The 18,085-nt window shown below is 71.1% G+C and carries 13 protein-coding genes; 7 read left to right on the forward strand and 6 right to left on the reverse strand.

Translation table 11 applies throughout. The features are described from left to right. Positions 1–28 precede the first annotated feature (28 nt). From FHW12_RS05780 to FHW12_RS05795, 4 genes are all read left to right on the forward strand, one after another. Entirely contained in the window at positions 29–3,034 is a 3,006-nt protein-coding gene (locus tag FHW12_RS05780; RefSeq protein WP_182529993.1) for a CHAT domain-containing tetratricopeptide repeat protein, read from the forward strand. Between the two features lie 188 nt (positions 3,035–3,222). Further along, positions 3,223–5,643, forward strand: coding sequence for a choice-of-anchor Q domain-containing protein (locus FHW12_RS05785; protein ID WP_182529994.1), 2,421 nt, complete (start codon positions 3,223–3,225; stop codon positions 5,641–5,643). Between the two features lie 53 nt (positions 5,644–5,696). Further along, positions 5,697–7,259 carry a NosD domain-containing protein gene (locus FHW12_RS05790; RefSeq protein WP_182529995.1) on the forward strand — a complete coding sequence of 521 codons (1,563 nt, stop codon included), beginning with the start codon at positions 5,697–5,699 and terminating at the stop codon, positions 7,257–7,259. A gap of 155 nt (positions 7,260–7,414) precedes the next feature. Beyond that, the gene (locus FHW12_RS05795) at positions 7,415–7,915 is read left to right on the forward strand and encodes a hypothetical protein (RefSeq protein ID WP_182529996.1); all 501 of its coding nucleotides are present in this window, start codon (positions 7,415–7,417) and stop codon (positions 7,913–7,915) included. A gap of 238 nt (positions 7,916–8,153) precedes the next feature. Here the strand turns inward: FHW12_RS05795 and FHW12_RS05800 are convergent, their stop codons facing one another. Then, positions 8,154–8,387: a hypothetical protein gene (locus FHW12_RS05800; RefSeq protein WP_182529997.1), complete on the reverse strand. Its 234-nt coding sequence runs from the start codon at positions 8,385–8,387 to the stop codon at positions 8,154–8,156. Between the two features lie 132 nt (positions 8,388–8,519). Beyond that, positions 8,520–8,756, reverse strand: a complete 237-nt coding sequence (locus tag FHW12_RS05805; protein WP_182529998.1) for a hypothetical protein — start codon at positions 8,754–8,756, stop codon at positions 8,520–8,522. A 304-nt stretch (positions 8,757–9,060) separates the two neighbouring features. Here FHW12_RS05805 and FHW12_RS05810 point away from each other — a divergent pair, with 304 nt between their 5' ends. The 3 genes from FHW12_RS05810 (at position 9,061) to FHW12_RS05820 (ending at position 12,916) form a co-directional block, all read left to right on the forward strand. Then, entirely contained in the window at positions 9,061–11,097 is a 2,037-nt protein-coding gene (locus FHW12_RS05810) for a DEAD/DEAH box helicase (protein WP_182529999.1), read from the forward strand. Beyond that, positions 11,075–11,596: a GNAT family N-acetyltransferase gene (locus FHW12_RS05815; RefSeq protein ID WP_182530000.1), complete on the forward strand. Its 522-nt coding sequence runs from the start codon at positions 11,075–11,077 to the stop codon at positions 11,594–11,596. Before FHW12_RS05810 ends, FHW12_RS05815 begins: the two co-directional genes overlap by 23 nt. Positions 11,597–11,686: 90 nt before the next feature. Continuing rightward, complete coding sequence (locus tag FHW12_RS05820; RefSeq protein ID WP_182530001.1) at positions 11,687–12,916, forward strand: cupredoxin domain-containing protein; 1,230 nt, start codon at positions 11,687–11,689, stop codon at positions 12,914–12,916. 100 nt (positions 12,917–13,016) lie between these two features. Here the strand turns inward: FHW12_RS05820 and nadD are convergent, their stop codons facing one another. The 4 genes from nadD to FHW12_RS05840 are packed head-to-tail and all read right to left on the reverse strand — an operon-like array spanning position 13,017 to position 18,026. Continuing rightward, positions 13,017–13,661 carry a nicotinate-nucleotide adenylyltransferase gene (nadD, locus tag FHW12_RS05825; RefSeq protein WP_310735149.1) on the reverse strand — a complete coding sequence of 215 codons (645 nt, stop codon included), beginning with the start codon at positions 13,659–13,661 and terminating at the stop codon, positions 13,017–13,019. 31 nt (positions 13,662–13,692) lie between these two features. Then, positions 13,693–14,775, reverse strand: coding sequence for a DNA polymerase III subunit delta (gene holA / locus FHW12_RS05830; protein WP_182530002.1), 1,083 nt, complete (start codon positions 14,773–14,775; stop codon positions 13,693–13,695). A gap of 9 nt (positions 14,776–14,784) precedes the next feature. Continuing rightward, entirely contained in the window at positions 14,785–17,460 is a 2,676-nt protein-coding gene (locus tag FHW12_RS05835) for a serine/threonine-protein kinase (RefSeq protein WP_182530003.1), read from the reverse strand. 5 nt (positions 17,461–17,465) lie between these two features. After that, the gene (locus FHW12_RS05840; protein ID WP_182530004.1) at positions 17,466–18,026 is read right to left on the reverse strand and encodes an ECF-type sigma factor; all 561 of its coding nucleotides are present in this window, start codon (positions 18,024–18,026) and stop codon (positions 17,466–17,468) included. Positions 18,027–18,085: the final 59 nt, after the last annotated feature.

Below are 18,085 nucleotides of genomic sequence, written 5' to 3' on the forward strand. Positions count from 1 at the left end.
CCAAGAGGGGCCTATGAAGGTGCGAGGGATGCCGGCAACCATGGTGTTCGCGGCACTGGCCGCGATGTGGTCCACGGCCGCCGCGGCGACCGCAATCGATCGCGTCGCCGCGGCGCTCTCGCGCGGCGCCTGCACGCAGGCGGCGACGGAGGCGGAGCGCGCGCAGGCATCGGCGCACGATGATGCTGCGCTCGCCGCCGTGCTTGCATTGCGCACGCGCGTGGCACTCGACTGCCTGCGACCGCAGGCGCCCGGCCTCGACGACTGGCTCGCGCGCGAACGCGAGCTGCGCACACGTGCCGACGGAGCCGACTCGCCGGCCGTGGCCGAGGTCGAACTGCAGCGCCTGCGCCGCGAGCAGCAACTCGACCACCTCGACGACGCGTTCGCCAGCGCGAACGCCCTCGACCGGCGCGCGGCGACGTCGGGATGGCCTCCGGCATTGCGAGCACGCATCGCCGTGCGCATCGCTTCGATCTCGAACCAGCGCGCCGATCCGACGACGGCACTGGAAGCGGCCGATCGTGCCGGCCGTCTCGCGGCGGAGGCCGGTGACGAGGCGACGCGGGTGGCGGCACTCGAGGATCGCGGCTTCGCACTCGCGCGCATGCGTCGCGGCGACGCCGCGAGCACGCTCGCCGAAGCGGTGCCGCTGGCCGCGAAGCACTTCGGCGCGAACAGTCGGGAATACGCCGAAGCGCTGCGCCTGCACGGCCAGGGTGCGCGCATGATCGGCGATTTCGGCACCGCGATCGAGCGCTTCGAGCAATCGCTGGCGATCCTGCGCGCACAGCCCGAACCGGACCGACGCGCGATCGCCAACACGCTGCTGAACCTCGGCCAGGCGCGCAAGCTGTCCGGCGACGGCAACGGCGCGGCCGCGGCCTACGAAGCCGCACTCGCCGCCGAAGCGAAAGACCCGGACCTGCAGCGGCCCACGCGCGCCGCCACGTTGCATGCGCTGGCCAACCTCGAACGCGATCGGGGCCATCCGCAACGCGCGGTGGAACTGTACGCACAGGCGGAGCCGGCCTTCGAACGGAAGTTCGGCGCGGATTCGGTGCTGCTCGCGCAGGTGTACAACAACCACGGCAACGCCGAGGCGAACCTCGGCCGCTACGACGCCGCCAATGCGCTCTACCAGCGGGCGGTCGACATCGCGCGCAAGCGCGGCAGCGTCGATCCGGGCGACTACCTGCCGCTCGCGAACCTCGCGATGGTGCAGACCTGGCAGGGCCGCTACGCCGAAGCCGAGAAAGGTTTTCGCGAAGCGCTCGCGCACCAGAAGACCTCCAGCGTCGGTAGCGAAACGAGCACGTTGTTCGCCTACATGGGGCTCGCCGCCAGCCTGTGGGGCCAGCGCCGTTTCGACGACGCGATGGAAGCCGCGGTCGCGGCCGAGCAGGTGCGCGAGGCCGCGCTGCGCCTCGCCGCGAGCCACCTCGGCGAGAAGCAGTCGGTCGACCTGCAGGAATACCTGCGACCGAGCCTCGATCTCGTCGTCGCGATCGCCGCGGCAAGCGGGAGTCCCGCGCACCTCGAACGCGCGTGGCAGTCGAGCATGAGCGCGCGCGACGCGGTGACGTCCATCCAGGTGCAGCGGCTCGCCGCTGCGCGCAAAGCCGGCGACGCGCGTACGACGACGTTGTGGCACGACTGGCGCGAGGCGAGCGCCGCGGCCGCACGCGCCGAACTCGGCCACGGCGACGCCGCCGAGGCGCGCGCCGAACTCGAACGCGCCGAACGCGCGCTCGCGATGGCCACGCCGCTGGCTGCATCGCTCGGTGCGCGCGCGCCGACGTTCGCGGACGTGCGCCATGCGCTGCCCGGCGGCGAATCACTGGTGCTGTTCACCCAGACGCGCCTGCGCGGCGCATCGGATTTCGCGAAGGACGCGGTCGAACAGCGCTCGCCGGATCTTTACGCTTTCCTGCTGCCGACGCGCGACGGCGACGTGCGTGCACGCAAGCTCGGCACCCTCGAGCGGATCGCCGCCGCCGTCGACGCCTGGGATGCCGCCTTGGCCGATCGCGACGTCGCGCTCGCGACCGTCATCGAACGCGGTCGCGCCGTGCGCAAGGCGATCTGGCAGCCGTTGCACGATGCCGGCGCCGGCGACCACTGGCTCGTATTGCCGACCGCCGCACTGTACCGCGCGCCTTGGGGAGCGCTTCCCGACGACGATCGCTGGCTCACCGAGCGCGGCTTTCGTGCACACGTGCTCAACCACGAGCGCGAATTGCTCGCGGAAGCCGCGCCGACGGCGCCGCCGCGCCTGCTCGCGATCGTCGACCCCATGCTCGCCTCGACGGCGCTGCCGGAGGCGGCCCGACGTTGTGCCAGTGGCCTTTCCGCGCTGCCGGGGGCGCGCAGCGAAGGCGTCGAGCTCGACGCGATGTGGCGTGCGCACTTCGGCTCCGCCGCACGCTCGACCCTCCTCGTCGGTGGCGATGCGACCGAAGCGAGGATGCGCAGCGCGATCGCGACCGCGGACATCGCGCATTTCGGCACGCACGGCGTGGGCCTCGCCGGCGACTGCGCCGCTGCGACCGACGCGCTGGCACTGCGCGGCGCGTCGCTGTCGTTCGACGCGCCCCTCAAAGCGGACACGCCCGCACTCGCGCCGGTCGCGCTCCTGCTGGCTCCAGGTGTCGCATCGGACAGCGACGACGACGGCTTGCTCAGTGCCGAGGAGATCGCCGCGCTCGACCTCTCGCACATGCGCTGGGCCGTGCTCGCCGCCTGCTCGACCGCGAGCGGCGCGACGCGACGCTACGAGGGTCCGTTCGGCCTCGCCCGCGCCTTCCGCCTCGCCGGCGCGCGCACCGTGCTCACGAGCCTGTGGTCGGTCGACGACGCCGCCACGGCGGAATGGTCGCGCACGCTCTACCTCGCCCGCATCGAGCGCGGCCTCGGTACCGCGGACGCACTCGCCGATGCGCAGCGGAGCCTGATCGCCGCGCGACGCGCACGCGGGGATTCGACCCACCCGTACTACTGGGCCGCCTTCACGGCTACCGGCGACTGGCGCTGACGCACCCGGCGGGTCTCGCCGCTGCGCGGCGCGGCCTGCCCTACGCTGTCTGCGTCGCTGGCGGCGGCTGGCGCCGAGGCGCCGGCCGGCGATCGCGCATCCGGCATCCCTGCGGCAGCACCTCGCCGGCGATGTTCGCTTCCTCCTTCCCCGGTGTTCCACATCGGCAACACGGAAGGAGAAGCACCATGTTCCGCAGATGGCCGTTCGCCGCCGCAATCCTGATCCTGTCGCCTGGCGCGCGGGCCGTCGACTTCTGCGCGCAGACCGACGCCGAGTTCGCGACGGCGCTGACTTTCCAGGAATTCGCCGCGGGGCCGAACACGATCCGGTTGGGTGCGGGAAAAACGTTCCATCTCGCCCATACGGCGTTCGACGACCAGAGCCCGCCCTACAACGCACGCCGGCTCACGCTCGCCGGCGGCTACGACGCCACCTGCAGCGCGCAGGTCACGCGCGACGCCGCCGCCACCGTGCTCGACGGCACCGGCGCAGGTGACGGCCTGAACTGGCTGCCGGTCGACGGCGGTGACCAGATGACGCTCAGCACGCTCACGATCACGCATCTGGGCAAGCCGATGGAGATCGTCATCGGCGGGGACGGCGCGCGGCTGCTCCTGCAGCGGGTGCGCGTCGTCGACAGCGCCTCCGTTTCGCTCGAAGCCGGGGTCGGAAGCGGCTCTTCCATCATGGTCCGCGACAGCGTATTCGCGCGAATGAACGGCGACATCTACGACGCGGCGCTGGCGATCGGCGGCCTCGGTGACGACGGCACGCGCATCGACCTCGTCAACACCACGGTGACCGCGAGCGCGCGCAACGGCGTCGACGTCTACAACCCGCACGGCACGACCTGGCTCTACAACGACGTCCTGTACGGCAACAACGGCGGCTTCGTCGACCTCAAGCAGAATGAAGGCGTCTGGGCCTTCGACAACGCGATCGGTTCGCACGACGGCGCGTTCCTCGCCGGATCGTCCGGAAACCTCGCGTCGAATCCGCTGTTCGTGTCGTCGACCGACTACAACCTGCAGTTCGCCTCGCCCGCGCGCGACAGCGGCACGTCGGCGGTGCCTGGCGGCCTTGCGGCCTACGACATCGAGGGCGGTGCGCGCGTCGTCGGCGCGACCGTCGATCGCGGAGCGTACGAGAACGATTCCTCGGGCGCGACAATCCTGCTGGTGACCAACACCAACGACAGCGGCAGCGGTTCGCTGCGCCAGGTACTGCTCGACGCCAATACGAATCCCGTCTCGAACATCATCGGTTTCAACATTCCCGGATCGTGCCCGCGCACGATCGCGGTGAATACCGACCTTCCGGCGATCACCGACGGCGTGTCGATCCGCGGCTACACCCAGCCCGGCTCGGCCGCGAACAGCAGCAGCCTGATCGACAACGCGACGATCTGCGTCGAACTGGTCGAGGCGAACGGCAATACCGTCGCCAACGGCCTGCACTTCACTCCGGCGGCCGACGACGATGCGTTCGACGTGTCGGGCCTCGCCATCGGCGGCTTCAACACCGGCATCTACGTCGATCACGGCAGCGTCGGCACCGGCGTCGCCTACGCGATCCACGGCAACTTCATCGGGCTCGCCGCGGACGGCGTCACGCTGCGCGCGAACGGCTTTGCCGGCGTGGACGTGCGAGGCCGCGTCTACGGGACCATCGGCGGTAACGACGATGCGCAGCGCAACGTCATCGCGGGCGGCCTCGCCGGCGTTCGCGTCGCGGCCGAGCAGACCAACTACGTCACCAACAACTTCATCGGCACCACGGCCGGCGGCGGCACGGCGCGACCGAACGCGGTCGGCGTCGCCCTCCTTTCGGGCCTCAACCAGGTGCTCGACAACGTGATCTCCGGCAATACCGCGAGCGGTGTGTCGCTCAACGGCGTCGACGCCGCGGCCAACACGATCGCCGGCAACCGCATAGGCCTCAAGGCATTCGTGATCTGCGTGCCGCCGTGCACGCCGGACTATGCGCTCGGCAACGGCCAGTACGGCATCTCCGTCACCGGCGGCGCCTACGACGCGGGCATCCACGACAACACGATCGCCTACAACGGCAGTCCCGGCGACGGCGCAGGGGTGCGCATCAGCGGGAACGGCACGACACGCGTGCGGGTCGGCGCGAACCGCATCTACGACAACGCGGGCCTGGGCATCGACGTCGGCGGCGCGGGCGTCAGCTCCAACGACAACGACGCCACCACGCCGGCCGGCACGGCCAACCGCGGCCTCAATTTCCCCACGCTCAACTGGGCACGCGGCGGCGACCGCAACGGCTCGATCCACGGCTACCTGCAGAGCACCAACGACACGTACCAGATCCAGGTGTTCGCCAGCGACACGGCGGACAATTCCGGCTATGGCGAGGGCCGCTACTACCTCGGCAGCGGCCAGGTGACGATCACCAATGCCACCGCGAGCAACAACGGTGCAGTGGAATTCGACCTGCCGATCGCGTGGAGCAGCAGCCTGGTCGGCAAGTACATCACGACGGTCGCGATCGATCACGAGGGCAACACGTCGGAGTTCAGTGGCGTCGGGGTTTACACGTTGCAGGACGTGATCTTCGCAGACGGCTTCGATACGCCGGAATGAAGCAGCACGTCGCCCCCCGCTCCGCGAATTCCCTGCAGCCCGATGGAGGCGCCATGTCCGCAGACACATACGGCCGCGACGCGGCGGTCCTCGCCGCGCCGGTGCGATGCGCCGCGCGCGTCCTGCTCGCGATCCTGCTGGGCGCCGGCGCCGCGAAATCCGCACGGGCCGCCGACACGATCGTGATCGTCACCAGCACGGGCGATCTCGGCGGCTCGTGCCCGGGCGCGAGCTGCACGCTGCGCGCGGCGATCAACTACGCCAATGCGAGCCCGGCCCTCGACCAGATCATCGGCTTCAACATCCCGGGGACCTGCCCGCAGACGATCAAGGTCTTCAGTGCCTTGCCGACCATCGCAGACTCGCTGTCGATCCGTGGCTACACCCAGCCCGGCGCAGCGCCGAACACGCTCGAGGCAGGCGACGACGCGACCCTGTGCATCCAGCTCCAGCCTGCGTCGAGCGGTTCCAATATCAACAGCGGCCTGCGCTTCGCACCCGGCGACGTCGCGGATACTTTCTCCGTGTCGGGGTTGTCGATCGGTGGTTTCGACGACGCCGTCCGCATCGAGGGCGGCAACTACGTCGTCACTGGCAATTTCCTAGGCGTCGACGCCGATGGGGCCACCGTACACGCGAACGGATACAACGGCATCGACGTCGTGGCGAGCAACGCCTATTTCGCGACGACGCGCGTCGTCGGTGGGAGCACGGCGGCCGACCGCAACCTGATTTCCGGCAACGGCACCGGCGTCATGCTCGTCAGCGGCGGCGGCAACGTGGTGCGTAACAATTTCATCGGCACCACGCGCAGCGGCAACACGGCGCTGGGCAACATCAACGGCATCTACGCGAGCAGCCTCGCCAATGACATCCGCGACAACGTCGTCTCCGGCAACGGCAGCACGGCGATCCGGCTGGAAGGCGCCAACGGCGCCGCCAATTCGGTCGGCGGCAACCGCATCGGCATCAAGGCGCTGGCGTTCTGCGTGCCGCAACCGTGCATGCCGGACGACGCGCTCGCCAACGGCGGCGACGGCGTGCGGATCGCCAACGGCGCCGCCGGCAACAACATCTCCGGCAATGCGATTGCATGGAACGATGGCGACGGCATCGCGTTGCCGAACGCGGGCCCGCAAAACGCGATCAGCGCGAACGCGATGCACGACAACGTCGGCCTCGGCATCGACCTCGGCGCCGACGGCGTCGACGCCAACGACAACGATGCAGCGGCACCGCCGGGCGCGCCGAACCGCCTCCTCAACTACCCGGTCATCGATTCGGTGGGCGGCAGCGATGCGGGCGGCGTCGTGCACGGTGTCTTGCAGAGCACGAATGGCCACTACACGATCGAGTTCTACGCCGATGCGCCGCCCGATCCCAGCCTGCACGGCGAAGGGCAAATCTGGCTCGGCTTCGGCGAAGTCGACATCGTGAACGCGCCCGCGGGCGCGAACGGCACCATCGCCTTCGCCTTGCCGATCAGCGGCGACGCCCTCGTCGGCAAGTACGTCAGCGCGATTGCGCGCGATGACAACAGCAGCACATCGGAATTCGGCGAGGGGCGCATGTACGTGCTGTCGGACGTGATCTTCGCCAACGGCTTCGATCCCTGACGGCGCGTCGACCGAGGGTTCCCGTGCATTGTGGATCGGCACGTTCCGAGTCGATGGCGGAGCAGGCATCCAGGCATGCATCGGCATGCGGAACCTGTTCGGTGGCCGGACGGAACGGTGTTCATCGGAGGCCAGCATCCCACGAGGAGTACCGCATGTCATGTCGAGTCACCCACCCGCTGCTCATCGCCGTGTCGGCGTGTTCCGCACTGCTCGTCGGCGCCTGCGCCGCGGGCGGACCGTCGCTGGGGAGCTTCAAGGTCAACGGCCAGGAGGCCACGCTGCACTACGCCACGCTGGTGGCGATGCCGCCGAGCGGCGAGACGCCGCGCATGATGCTCGTGCTCAGCGAGAAGGCGCCCGCGGCGGGAACGGATCCGAGCAATGCGACGATCGATGGTTCGCTCGGCGCGGCGCTCGACATGATCCTGCTGAAGTTCGACGGCACGACCTGGTCCAACCGGTCCGGTTGCAGCTATTCGCATCCGGCGGCTAAGAAGAAGGGCCACGGCTGGAGCAGCATCGAGACCTGCGGGCTCACCGGCGCCGAGGTCAAGGACGGCCAGTTCCATGCGCGCCTCGTCTCGGGCACATCGAACGCGCCGGCCGAGGATGCGGTCGCGCTCGACCTCGACGTGCGCGCGAAGATGCCTTGACCGCCACCCGCGTGGAGCGGCGAAAGTCGATGCGCCTGCATTCGGATCCGTCACGCCCACCGTAGGCCGGACGACCGCAGGTCGGCTGGCATGCTCACACCGCACGCGTGCCGCCCGCGCCGTGCGCGTCCGGGCCGCCCCTGTGGGAGCGGCCGAAGCCGCGATGCTCCACCTTCGGCGACCAGGAAGAGCGTCGCGCCTTCCAGCGCTCCCACGAAGCGTGGAGCGGCTGCGACGATCACTCGAAGCCGTCGGCGAAGATCGCGTCGAGCGCATCGCCTTCGATCGCGCCCGGCGTGCAATACGCCGATCCGGGCGCTGCGTCGTCGCCGGGGCGCACGACGCCGCATGCGTCGACCAGTGTCGGATTGCCGCGCGTGTCGATGCATGCGTCCGGCGGAACGAGGTCGAGCGCGGGGCTGTCGACGAGCAGGCGATGTCCCTGCATGCCCGGCTCGGCGATGATCGTCATGTTGCCGCCTTACAGCGCGCGGCCGTCGCGCACGACGAGGTTCCTGAGCTTGAGGATCGCGTTGGTCGACAGCAGCGTGCCGCCGTTGTTGCAGCCGTTCGCGGTCACGTCGCCGCCGAGCAGCGTGAGGTTCTAGATCGTGACGTCGTACGGCGTCGCGGCATTGTGCACGTCGAACACGCGGTCGCGCGGCGGCGCGACGATGACCGTCGAGCGCGCGTCGATGCCGTGCACGACCACGCTGCCGGCGATGTCGAAGTCGCCGGTCTGGTTGGCCGCCTCGTCCCCGTAGGTGCCCTGCGAGCTCATGGTGTACACACCGGGCGGGACGACGATCGTGTCGATCGCGCTCGGGATCCCGACGGGCAAGCCTGCTGCGCGGTATTGGTGTTGGCGGCCTGGATCGCGCTGCGCAGGCTGCAGCGGCTGCTCGAGAAGCCGTCGTTCGAGGTACCGACGGTGATCGTCGCCGCCGGCGCGAGGCCGGCCGCGAGCATCGCGGCGAGACCCCAGGCCCCTGCCCGTGCCGCCGGGCCGTTCATGCAACGGATACGCGCCATCGCCTTGCTCCAGAAGCCGGACATGCGGGACCCAACACCGGCAAATGCGGGCGCCGAACACGGGTGCGGTACACTAGGCCGCCCCCTCCTCGCGGCGCGGCCGCTTCAAGCGCATGTCGAACGCCGACCGCGACACCCCCGATACGCTTCCCCCGTTCCGCGACCTCGGCCTGGCCGCGCCGCTGCTGACCGCGCTCGACGAGGTCGGTTACGAGACGCCGTCGCCGATCCAGGCCGCGACGATCCCGCCGATGCTCCAAGGCCGCGACGTGCTCGGCCAGGCGCAGACGGGCACCGGCAAGACCGCCGCGTTCGCACTGCCGGTGCTGTCGCGCATCGATCCCGCGAAGACGAAGCCGCAGGCGCTCGTGCTCGCGCCGACGCGCGAACTGGCGATCCAGGTCGCCGAAGCGTTCCAGCGCTACGCGGCGCACCTGCCGGGCTTCCACGTGCTGCCGATCTACGGCGGGCAGAGCTACGGCCCGCAGCTCGGCGGGCTCAAGCGCGGCGTGCACGTCGTCGTCGGCACGCCCGGACGCGTGATCGACCATCTCGAGCGCGGTTCGCTCGACCTGTCGCAGCTGACCACGCTCGTGCTCGACGAAGCCGACGAGATGCTGCGCATGGGCTTCATCGACGACGTCGAGAAGGTGCTGCAGAAGACGCCCGAGACGCGCCAGGTCGCGCTGTTCTCGGCGACGATGCCGGCGCCGATCCGGCGCATCGCGCAGACCTACCTGCGCGATCCGGTCGAAGTGCGCATCGCCGCGAAGACCACCACCGCGGCGAACATCCGCCAGCGCTACTGGTACGTCAGCGGCCTGCAGAAGCTCGACGCGCTCACGCGCATCCTCGAAGCCGAGCCGTTCGAGGCGATGATCATCTTCGCGCGCACCAAGTCGGCGACCGAGGAACTCGCCGGCAAGCTGAAGGCGCGCGGCTTCGACGCCGCCGCGATCAACGGCGACATCGTGCAGGCGCAGCGCGAGCGACTGATCCAGCAGCTCAAGGACGGCAAGCTCGACATCCTCGTCGCGACCGACGTCGCCGCGCGCGGCCTCGACGTCGAGCGCATCAGCCACGTGCTCAACTACGACATCCCGACCGACACCGAAGCGTACGTCCACCGCATCGGCCGCACCGGTCGCGCCGGCCGCAGCGGCGAGGCGATCCTGTTCGTCGCGCCGCGCGAGAAGCGCATGCTCATGGCGATCGAGCGCGCGACACGCCAGCCGATCGCCGAGATGCAGCTGCCGAGCGTCGAGGCGGTCAACGACCAGCGCATCACCAAGTTCAAGCAGCGCATCGCCGACGCGCTCGGCAGCGACGACCTCGGCGTGTTCCGCCAGCTGGTCGAGGCGTTCGAGCAGGAACACAACGTGCCTGCGGTGGAAGTCGCCGCCGCGCTCGCGCGCCTCGTGCAGGGCGACCAGCCCCTGCTGCTGGCGCCGCCGCCGCGCATGGAGCGCACGTTCGAACGCGGCGCCCGCGAACGCGCGCCGCGCGACGCCCGCCCGCAGCGCCACGAGCCGCGCCGCGACGGCGAGTTCGCCAAGCCACGCGACGGCGCGTTCCGCCACGACGAGGGGCGCGCACCGCCGCGCGAAGCACGCGAGCATCGCGCGCACGACGCCGCACCGCCGCGCGAACGTGGCGATGCGCAGGCCGCACGGCCGCCGCGCGCGCCGCGCGACGAACGGCCGGCGCAGCCCGCCGAACGCGAGTCGACGCCGCGCCATGCGCCACGCGAGCATGCGCCGCGCGAACGCGCTTCGCACGAACCCGACGCCGGCTTCGAAACGTTCCGCATCGAAGTCGGCCACGACCACGGCGTGAAGCCCGGCAACATCGTCGGCGCGATCGCCAACGAGGCCGGCCTCGACAGCAAGCACATCGGTCGCGTCGACATCCGCGACGACCACAGCCTGGTCGACTTGCCCGCGGGCATGCCCGCGGAGATCTTCAAGCACCTCAAGAAGGTCTGGGTGTCCGGCCAGCAGCTGCGCATCACGCGCGGCGGCGACGAGGACGGCGATCGCACGCAAAAGCCGAAGCCGCGCAAGCCACCGTCGTTCGATCGCGGCGGCTTCGCGCCGCCGAAGCGCCACGACGCGCACAAGCGGCCCGATGCGAAGCGGCGGCCGAAGTGATCCGGTCGCGGCGCTGATCCGCGCCGCGACGCACGCCGACGCGGCCGCGGTCGGCGCGATCTACGACCACTACGTGCGCGAAACCGTCGTCACGTTCGAGGAAACCGAAGTCGGCGCGAACGCGATGGCCACGCGCGTCGCCGACGTGCAGTCGCGCGGCCTGCCCTGGCTCGTCGTCGAGTGCGACGGCCACCTCGCCGGCTATGCCTACGCGGGGCCGTGGAAGGCGCGCAGCGCGTATCGCCACACGGTCGAGAGCACGATCTACCTCGCGCCCGGGCACACCGGCCGCGGCCTCGGCCTGCCGCTCTACCGCGCGCTCCTCGACGCGCTGCGCGCGTGCGGCACGCACGCGGTCATCGGCGGCATCTCTCTGCCGAACGCGGCGAGCATCGCGCTGCACGAGAAGGTCGGCTTCCGCCCGATCGGCCGCCTCGTCGAGGTCGGGCGCAAGTTCGACCGCTGGATCGACGTCGGCTACTGGCAGTTGCTGCTGTAGATCGCGGTTGTACATGCGCGATGCCGGCGCAACCGCGCCACGCGCGCGCGGTACCCACTCCACGACGGTTCCATCTTCGTGGAGACACCCATGCGCAACCTTCCCGGCCTCGGCCTCGCCCTGCTGCTCCTGCTGCTCGCCGCGCCCGTGTCGGCGACCGAGTACCACGTGAGCGTGGGCGGCCAAACCTACAGCGACGGCTACTACTACGCCGACCTCAGCTTCAGTCCGCGCCAGCTCACGATCCAGGTGGGCGACACGGTCATCTTCGACAACCAGGGCGGCTCGCACAACGTCGCCGCCGACGACGGCTCGTTCCGCTGCGCCCAAGGCTGCGACGGCAACGGCGGCAACGGCAATCCGAGCAACACCGCGTGGCACGCCTCGGTCACGTTCGACGCACCCGGCACCTTCGGCTACCACTGCGAAGTGCACCAGAGCATGGGCATGACCGGCACGATCACCGTCGAAGGCACCGCGCCGGCCGGCTTCAACATGAACCAGCACGGCATCGCCGGCTCCTGGGCCAACACCGCCACCGAGTCGCAGGGCATCGTCATGGACGTGTTCCCCGACTTCTTCTCCGCCGGCACCGGCCTCCTCTTCGGCGGCTGGTTCACCTTCGACACCACCGCCGCCGGCGGCGTGCGCTGGTACACCGTCCAGGGCCAGGTCACCAACGACGACACCGCCACCATGGCCGTCTTCCAGACCCTCGGCGGCAGCTTCGATTCGACCCAGGCCACCACCACCAACGCCGTCGGCCAGGTCACCTTCCACTTCGACGACTGCACCCACGCCAGCCTCGACTACACCTTCTCCGACGGCTCCGGTCGCCACGGCACCATCCCGCTCACCCGCCTGCTCGACAACCTCGCCTGCACCCCGACCGGCACCACCCCCGGCAACCCCGGCAACTACCTCCTCGGCGGCACCTGGTCCGATCCGGCCAACAGCGGCCAGGGCCTCGTCTTCGACGCCAATTCCGCCCAGGGCGTGCTGTTCGCCGCCTGGTACACCTACCTGCCCAACGCCGCCGCCGATGCCGGCGCACCCGCCCAGCACTGGTACACCCTCCAGGTCGCCGTCAGCCCCGGCTTCACCACCGTCAACGACGTCGGCATCTACGAGTCCACCGGCGGCGTCTTCGACCAGCACGCCACCACCACCACCACCCGCGTCGGCACCGCCACCCTCACCTTCAACAGCTGCACCTCGCTGACGATGACCTACGCCTTCACCGCCGGACCCCACGCCGGACTCACCGGCACCCTCGACCTCGGCCGCCTCGCCCCCGTCCCCGCCGGCTGCTCGCTCTGAACGATTCCCGCCGGCGCGCGATCACTCGCGCGCCGGTGCCGACGGTCCGGCGATAGGGTGGACCCGGTGCCTGGCGCACGTGCGGGAATCGCGCGACGACTCAACCTTCGCGATACGGCGCGAGCAGGTCGGGGTTCGCGAACAGCGCGTCGGGAACGAGCCAGCGCGGATCGCGCCCGGCAGCGAGCAGCGCGCGCACCTGGCTCGCGGAAATCTCCAGCGGCGTCACCGCGATCGGCAGCACGCGCCCGGCCGCGGACTCGCGCAGGCTCGCCGCGTCGGCGCAGCGGCGCGACGCGATCTTCGTGCGCAACTCGGTCGGCAACGCGCCGCCTTCGTGGCCGGGGCGCGTGAGCACGCCGATGTGCGCGACGTCGAACAGCTCGCGCCATCGATGCCAGCTCGTGAGGCCGGCGAAGGCGTCGGCGCCGACGAGCAGCACGAGCGGTCGCTCGGTACCGATCTCGTCGCGCACCTCGGCGAGCGTGTCGATCGTGTAGGACGGGCCTTCGCGCTGCAGCTCGCGCGTGTCGAGCACGAGCCGCTGCTGTCCGGCGAGTGCGGCGCGCACGAGCGCGGCGCGCTGCTGCGCGCTCGCGCGAGGCTGGTCGCGATGCGGCGGCACGCTCGCGGGCAGCAGGCGCACGTCGGCGTCGAGCGCCTCGGCGGCTTCCCAGGCGACGCGCAGGTGCGCGTTGTGGATCGGATCGAACGTGCCGCCGAACAACGCGAGCGGGCGCGTCACGACGATGCCCCCGGCGTCGCGACGTCCGCGTTCATGCGCGATCGAACAGGAAGGCTGCGCGGCGCGTCCCCGCGATCGCCGCGACGAGGCGCTCGAGTTCGCGCCAGCCGTTCGCCTCGCGCCAGGCGGTGAGGTCGGGCAGCTTGCCGATCGCGTGGTAGATCGGCGCGAGTTCGTCGCGTCCCTTGACGATGCGGTCGATGCGCCCCGCCTGCTCGAGGCAGCGCTCCCAATGAGCGCGATCGGAACCCTTCAGCGCGCGACGGAACAAGCCTTCGCGCGCCTGCGGCCAGATGCGCTCGTTGCGCAGCGCGGCTTCGACGTTCGGCGCGGACGACAAGCGCAGCAGCGTGCGCAGCTGCGTGAGCAGCCAGCCGAGCATGGGGATGAGCTCCTCACCTTCGGCGCGCAGCCCGGCGACGATGTGCAGCGCACGCGCGGCGTCGCCCGCGAGCGCCGCGTCGGCGAGGCGGAACACGTCGTAGCGCGCGTCGTCGGCGACGCTCGCTTCGAGCGTGTCGGTGTCGATCGCCTGCCCCGCGTGCAGCAGCGCGAGCTCGTCGATCTCCTGCGCCGCCGCGAGCAGGTTGCCTTCGACGCGATCGGCGAGCAGCGCGATCGCGTCGACCGACAGGCGCAGCCCGCGCGACGCGGCGCGCGCGCCGATCCAGTCCGGCAGTTCCTCGCGCTTGAGCGGCCACACCGCGACGAGCGTGCCGGCGCGCTCGATCGCGGCCGACCAGGCCGCCTCGTGCTTGCGGCTCCAGTCGTTCGCGGTCACCAGCAGTACCGTGTCCGGCGGCGGCGCCTCGCAGTATTCGGCGAGCGCGGCGGCACCGTCCTTGCCGGGTCGCCCGGTCGGCAGGCGCAGGTCGATCAGGCGCCGGGTCGCGAACAGCGACATCGAGCGCGCCGCGTCGCCGAGGCGGTTCCAGTCGAAACCCGCTTCGACATCCAGCACGTCGCGCTCGAGGTAGCCGAGTTCCTTCGCGCGCGCGCGCAGCGCGTCGGCCGCTTCGAGCACGAGCAATGGTTCGGCGCCGGCGATGAGGTAGACCGGCTTGAGTTCGGGAGCGCCCAACTGGCGGCGCAGGGCGGCGAGCGTCGTCGACATGCGCTGATTCTAGCGGGCACGGGCGTCGGCTTGCGCGAGCAGCGCCTCGCGCTCACGCCCGAACGGGTTCCCGTCCGGGTAGGCCCGGCGTGCCGCCGCGACCGCGGCGCGCAGGGTCGGCGCCGCCGCCGCGTCGCCCGCGGCGAGCTGCGCCTCGCCTTGCCACGCCAGCGCATCGGCGTAGGCGCAGTGGTCCTCCCCGACGGCGCCGCGCAGTTCGGCGAGTGCGCGCTCGAACAGCGGCCACGCGGCGTCGGCACGGCCGTGCCGCGCGAACAGGCGCGCGAGCGACGCGCGCGCGACGCCGGACGTGTCGTTCGGCGTACCGAACATGGCGTCGCCGGTCTCCGCGGCGTCGCGCAGCAGGCGCTCCGCCTCGTCCGCATCGCCCGTTTCGGCGAGCGCCTGGCCGAGCACGAGCTGCGACAGCGCGACCACGGGATGACGCGGGCCGTACGCGCCGAGGTCGAGTTCGAGCGCGCGTCGCCCGGCCTGCCGCGCGGCCGCCGCGTCGCCGCGGTGCAAGGCGTTGAGCGCGAGCGCGCGCCAGGTGCCGTCGAGCGAGATCGCCTCGTCGCCGAGCGCCTGCCGCCGCGTCGCGAACGCTTCGTCGAGCATGCCGTGCGCTTCCTCGAAGCGGCCTTCGCGGTCGATCACGCGCGCGAGGTTCGCCAGCGTGCCGGCGTAATGCGGGTGCGCCTTGCCGAGCAGTTCCGCGTGGATCTGCGCGGCTTCGCGCAAGGCGGCCTCCGCTTCGACGAGGTGCCCGGCCCCGGCGAGCGAGTAGCCGAGGTCGTTGAGCGAGGTCGATACCGCCGAGTGGATGCGCGGGTGCAGCGCGCGGTTCAGCGCGACGACCTGCCGCAACAGCTCGACCGCATCCTCGTAGTGCTGCCAGCTGAGCCGGACGTAGGCGAGTGCGTTGAGCGCGTCGGAATACACCTCGCTGTCGTGTGCGCGCGCTCGACCGACGCCGTCGACGACGCCGCGCGCGATCGCGTCCGCTTCGGCGAATCGACCGGCGTAGACGAGCGTGGTGGACTGCTCGGCGCGCACGCGCAGCTCGAGCTCCGATCCTTCGCCGTCGCTCTCGCGCGCGAGCGCGTCGGTCCGTTCGAACGTCGCCAGCGCGTCGTCGAGGCGGCGCAGCATGCGCTGGTCCGTGCCGAGGTCGACCAGGATGCCGACGCGCTGCGCATCCGGCAGGCCGGCCGTTTCGGCGAGCCGCGCGGACTGCTCGTACAGCGGCAGCGCACGCTCGTACTGGCCGTAGTCCCAGTAGAGGTTGCCGATCTCGTCGTAGATTTCGGCCGCGACCGCTGGCTGGTCGGCGAGATCCTTGCCGATGCGCTCGCTCGCGCGGTCGAGGATCTGCCGCGCGGTGAGCGTTTCGCCCTTGCCCTGCGTGTCGTTCGGGTCGTTCGCGTCGAGGATGCCGAGCACGAACGCTTTTTCCGCCTCGGCGCGCTGGGCCTGCCGCTGCGCGCGCCTTGCGTGGTGCAGGCTCACCGCGGTCGCGGCGACGAGGGCGGCGACGACGGCGGCGGCGGCGGCGATCGCCGCGCGATTGCGACCGGCGAACTTGCGTGCGCGGTACCAGACGTCGTCGCCGCGCGCGAGCACGGGATGGCCCGAACGGAAGCGCCGCAGGTCCGCCGCGAGCGATTCGGCGCCCGCGTAGCGGCGCTCCGGCTCCTTGGCGAGCGCGCGCAGGACGATGCGATCGAGGTCGCCACGCAAGGTCGGCGCGCGGTCGCGTGCCGCAGCCGCGCCGCGCGCGGCGATCGCGCTCGGTGCGGCGGGCTCGGCGGCGACGATCGCGTTCGCGAGATCGCCGCCGGCGACGCGATAGGCACGCTCGCCCGCGAGCAGTTCGCACAGCACCATGCCGAGCGCATAGACGTCGGTCGCGGTCGTCACCGCCTCGCCGCGCACCTGCTCCGGCGCGGCGTAGTCGGGCGTCAGGCGCTGCACGATCGTCGCCGTCGCTTCGCCGTCCGCGGTCGCCTCGATGAGCTTGGCGATGCCGAAATCGAGGAGCTTCACCTGCCCTTCCGCGGTCACGAGGATGTTCGACGGCTTCAGGTCGCGATGCACGACGAGGTTGCGGTGCGCGTACTGCACCGCGTCGCAGACCTGCAGGAACAGGTCGATGCGCGCATCGATGCCGAGCCCGCGCGCGTCGCACCAGGCGTCGAGCGGCTCGCCGTCGACGTACTCCATGACGAAGTACGGCACGCCGTCCGCGCCGAGACCGCCGTCGAACAGTTGCGCGATGTTCGGATGGTGCAGCCGTGCGAGCACGCGGCGTTCGTGCTGGAAGCGGCGCACGAGGTCGGGCGTCGGATACAGCAGGCGCTTGATCGCGACGTGCTGTTCGAACGCGCCGTCGGCGCGCTGCGCTCGCCAAACTTCGCCCATGCCGCCCATGCCGATGCGCTCGACCGCGCGATACGCGCCGAACGACGCGCCCTCGCCGGGGTCGCCGACATCGGCGCCACCGGCGAACGGCCGCTCGAGGAATTCGCCCGAGCCTTCGTCGGCCGCGAGCAGGCGCTGCACCAGCACGAGCAAGGCCTCGTCGCCGACGCATTGCGCGGCAAGCCATTCGCTGCGCCGGTCCGCTTCCACCTCGAGCGCCTGCTCGAACACGGCGGAGGCGCGACGCCAGAGTTCACGCTGCATCGCGCTCAGGCTCCGCTGCCGACGGCGTCGAACAGGAACGCCCGGGCCCTGCGCCAGTCGCGATGGATCGTGCGCACGGTGAGGTTCTGCGCCTGCGCGACCTGCTCCACCGAGAGCCCGGCGAAGAAGCGCATCTCGACGAGTTCGGCCAGGCGCGGCTCGAGTTCGCCGAGCTGGTCGAGCGCGGCGTCGAGCCGCAGCAGCGTGTCGGGCGAGGTCGATTCGAACGGCAGGTCGTCGTCGAGCGTGACCGCGATCGCGGCGGGCCCGCCGCGCTTCTGCGCGACGCGGCGGCGCGCGTGGTCGATCGCGATCTGCCGCATCGCCTTCGCCGCGACGACGAAGAAATGGCTGCGATCGCGCAGCTCGAGCCGCTCGGGGTTGACCAGCTTGAGGTAGGCCTCGTGCACGAGCCCGGTCGTGTCGAGCGTCAGTGCGCCGCCGCCGAGCAGTTGGCGGCGCGCGATGCGCTTGAGCTCGTCGTAGACCACCTCGAACAGGCGCTTGAGCGCGGCCCCGTCACCCGCGCCGACGGCTTCGACCAGTTGTGTGACGTCCTCGGTCACCCGCTCCCCCGTCGCCCCTGCGTGCGTGAAGAGTAGCGCAGGCGCACGGCGCAGGACCT

It is taken from the genome of Dokdonella fugitiva, assembly GCF_014138265.1.
GTDB lineage: Bacteria > Pseudomonadota > Gammaproteobacteria > Xanthomonadales > Rhodanobacteraceae > Dokdonella_A > Dokdonella_A fugitiva_A.

Bases quoted from the DNA above. Each gene is read 5' to 3' on its own strand.
- FHW12_RS05780 (WP_182529993.1), top strand. From the start codon at position 29: ATGCCGGCAACCATGGTGTTCGCGGCACTGGCCGCGATGTGGTCCACG.
- holA (WP_182530002.1), bottom strand. From the start codon at position 14,775: ATGTCGACGACGCTCGCCGCCCTGCGCCGCCAGTTGGGCGCTCCCGAA.
- FHW12_RS05835 (WP_182530003.1), bottom strand. From the start codon at position 17,460: ATGCAGCGTGAACTCTGGCGTCGCGCCTCCGCCGTGTTCGAGCAGGCG.
- FHW12_RS05820 (WP_182530001.1), top strand. From the start codon at position 11,687: ATGCGCAACCTTCCCGGCCTCGGCCTCGCCCTGCTGCTCCTGCTGCTC.
- FHW12_RS05810 (WP_182529999.1), top strand. From the start codon at position 9,061: ATGTCGAACGCCGACCGCGACACCCCCGATACGCTTCCCCCGTTCCGC.
- FHW12_RS05785 (WP_182529994.1), top strand. From the start codon at position 3,223: ATGTTCCGCAGATGGCCGTTCGCCGCCGCAATCCTGATCCTGTCGCCT.
- FHW12_RS05800 (WP_182529997.1), bottom strand. From the start codon at position 8,387: ATGACGATCATCGCCGAGCCGGGCATGCAGGGACATCGCCTGCTCGTC.
- FHW12_RS05795 (WP_182529996.1), top strand. From the start codon at position 7,415: ATGTCATGTCGAGTCACCCACCCGCTGCTCATCGCCGTGTCGGCGTGT.
- FHW12_RS05790 (WP_182529995.1), top strand. From the start codon at position 5,697: ATGTCCGCAGACACATACGGCCGCGACGCGGCGGTCCTCGCCGCGCCG.
- FHW12_RS05815 (WP_182530000.1), top strand. From the start codon at position 11,075: ATGCGAAGCGGCGGCCGAAGTGATCCGGTCGCGGCGCTGATCCGCGCC.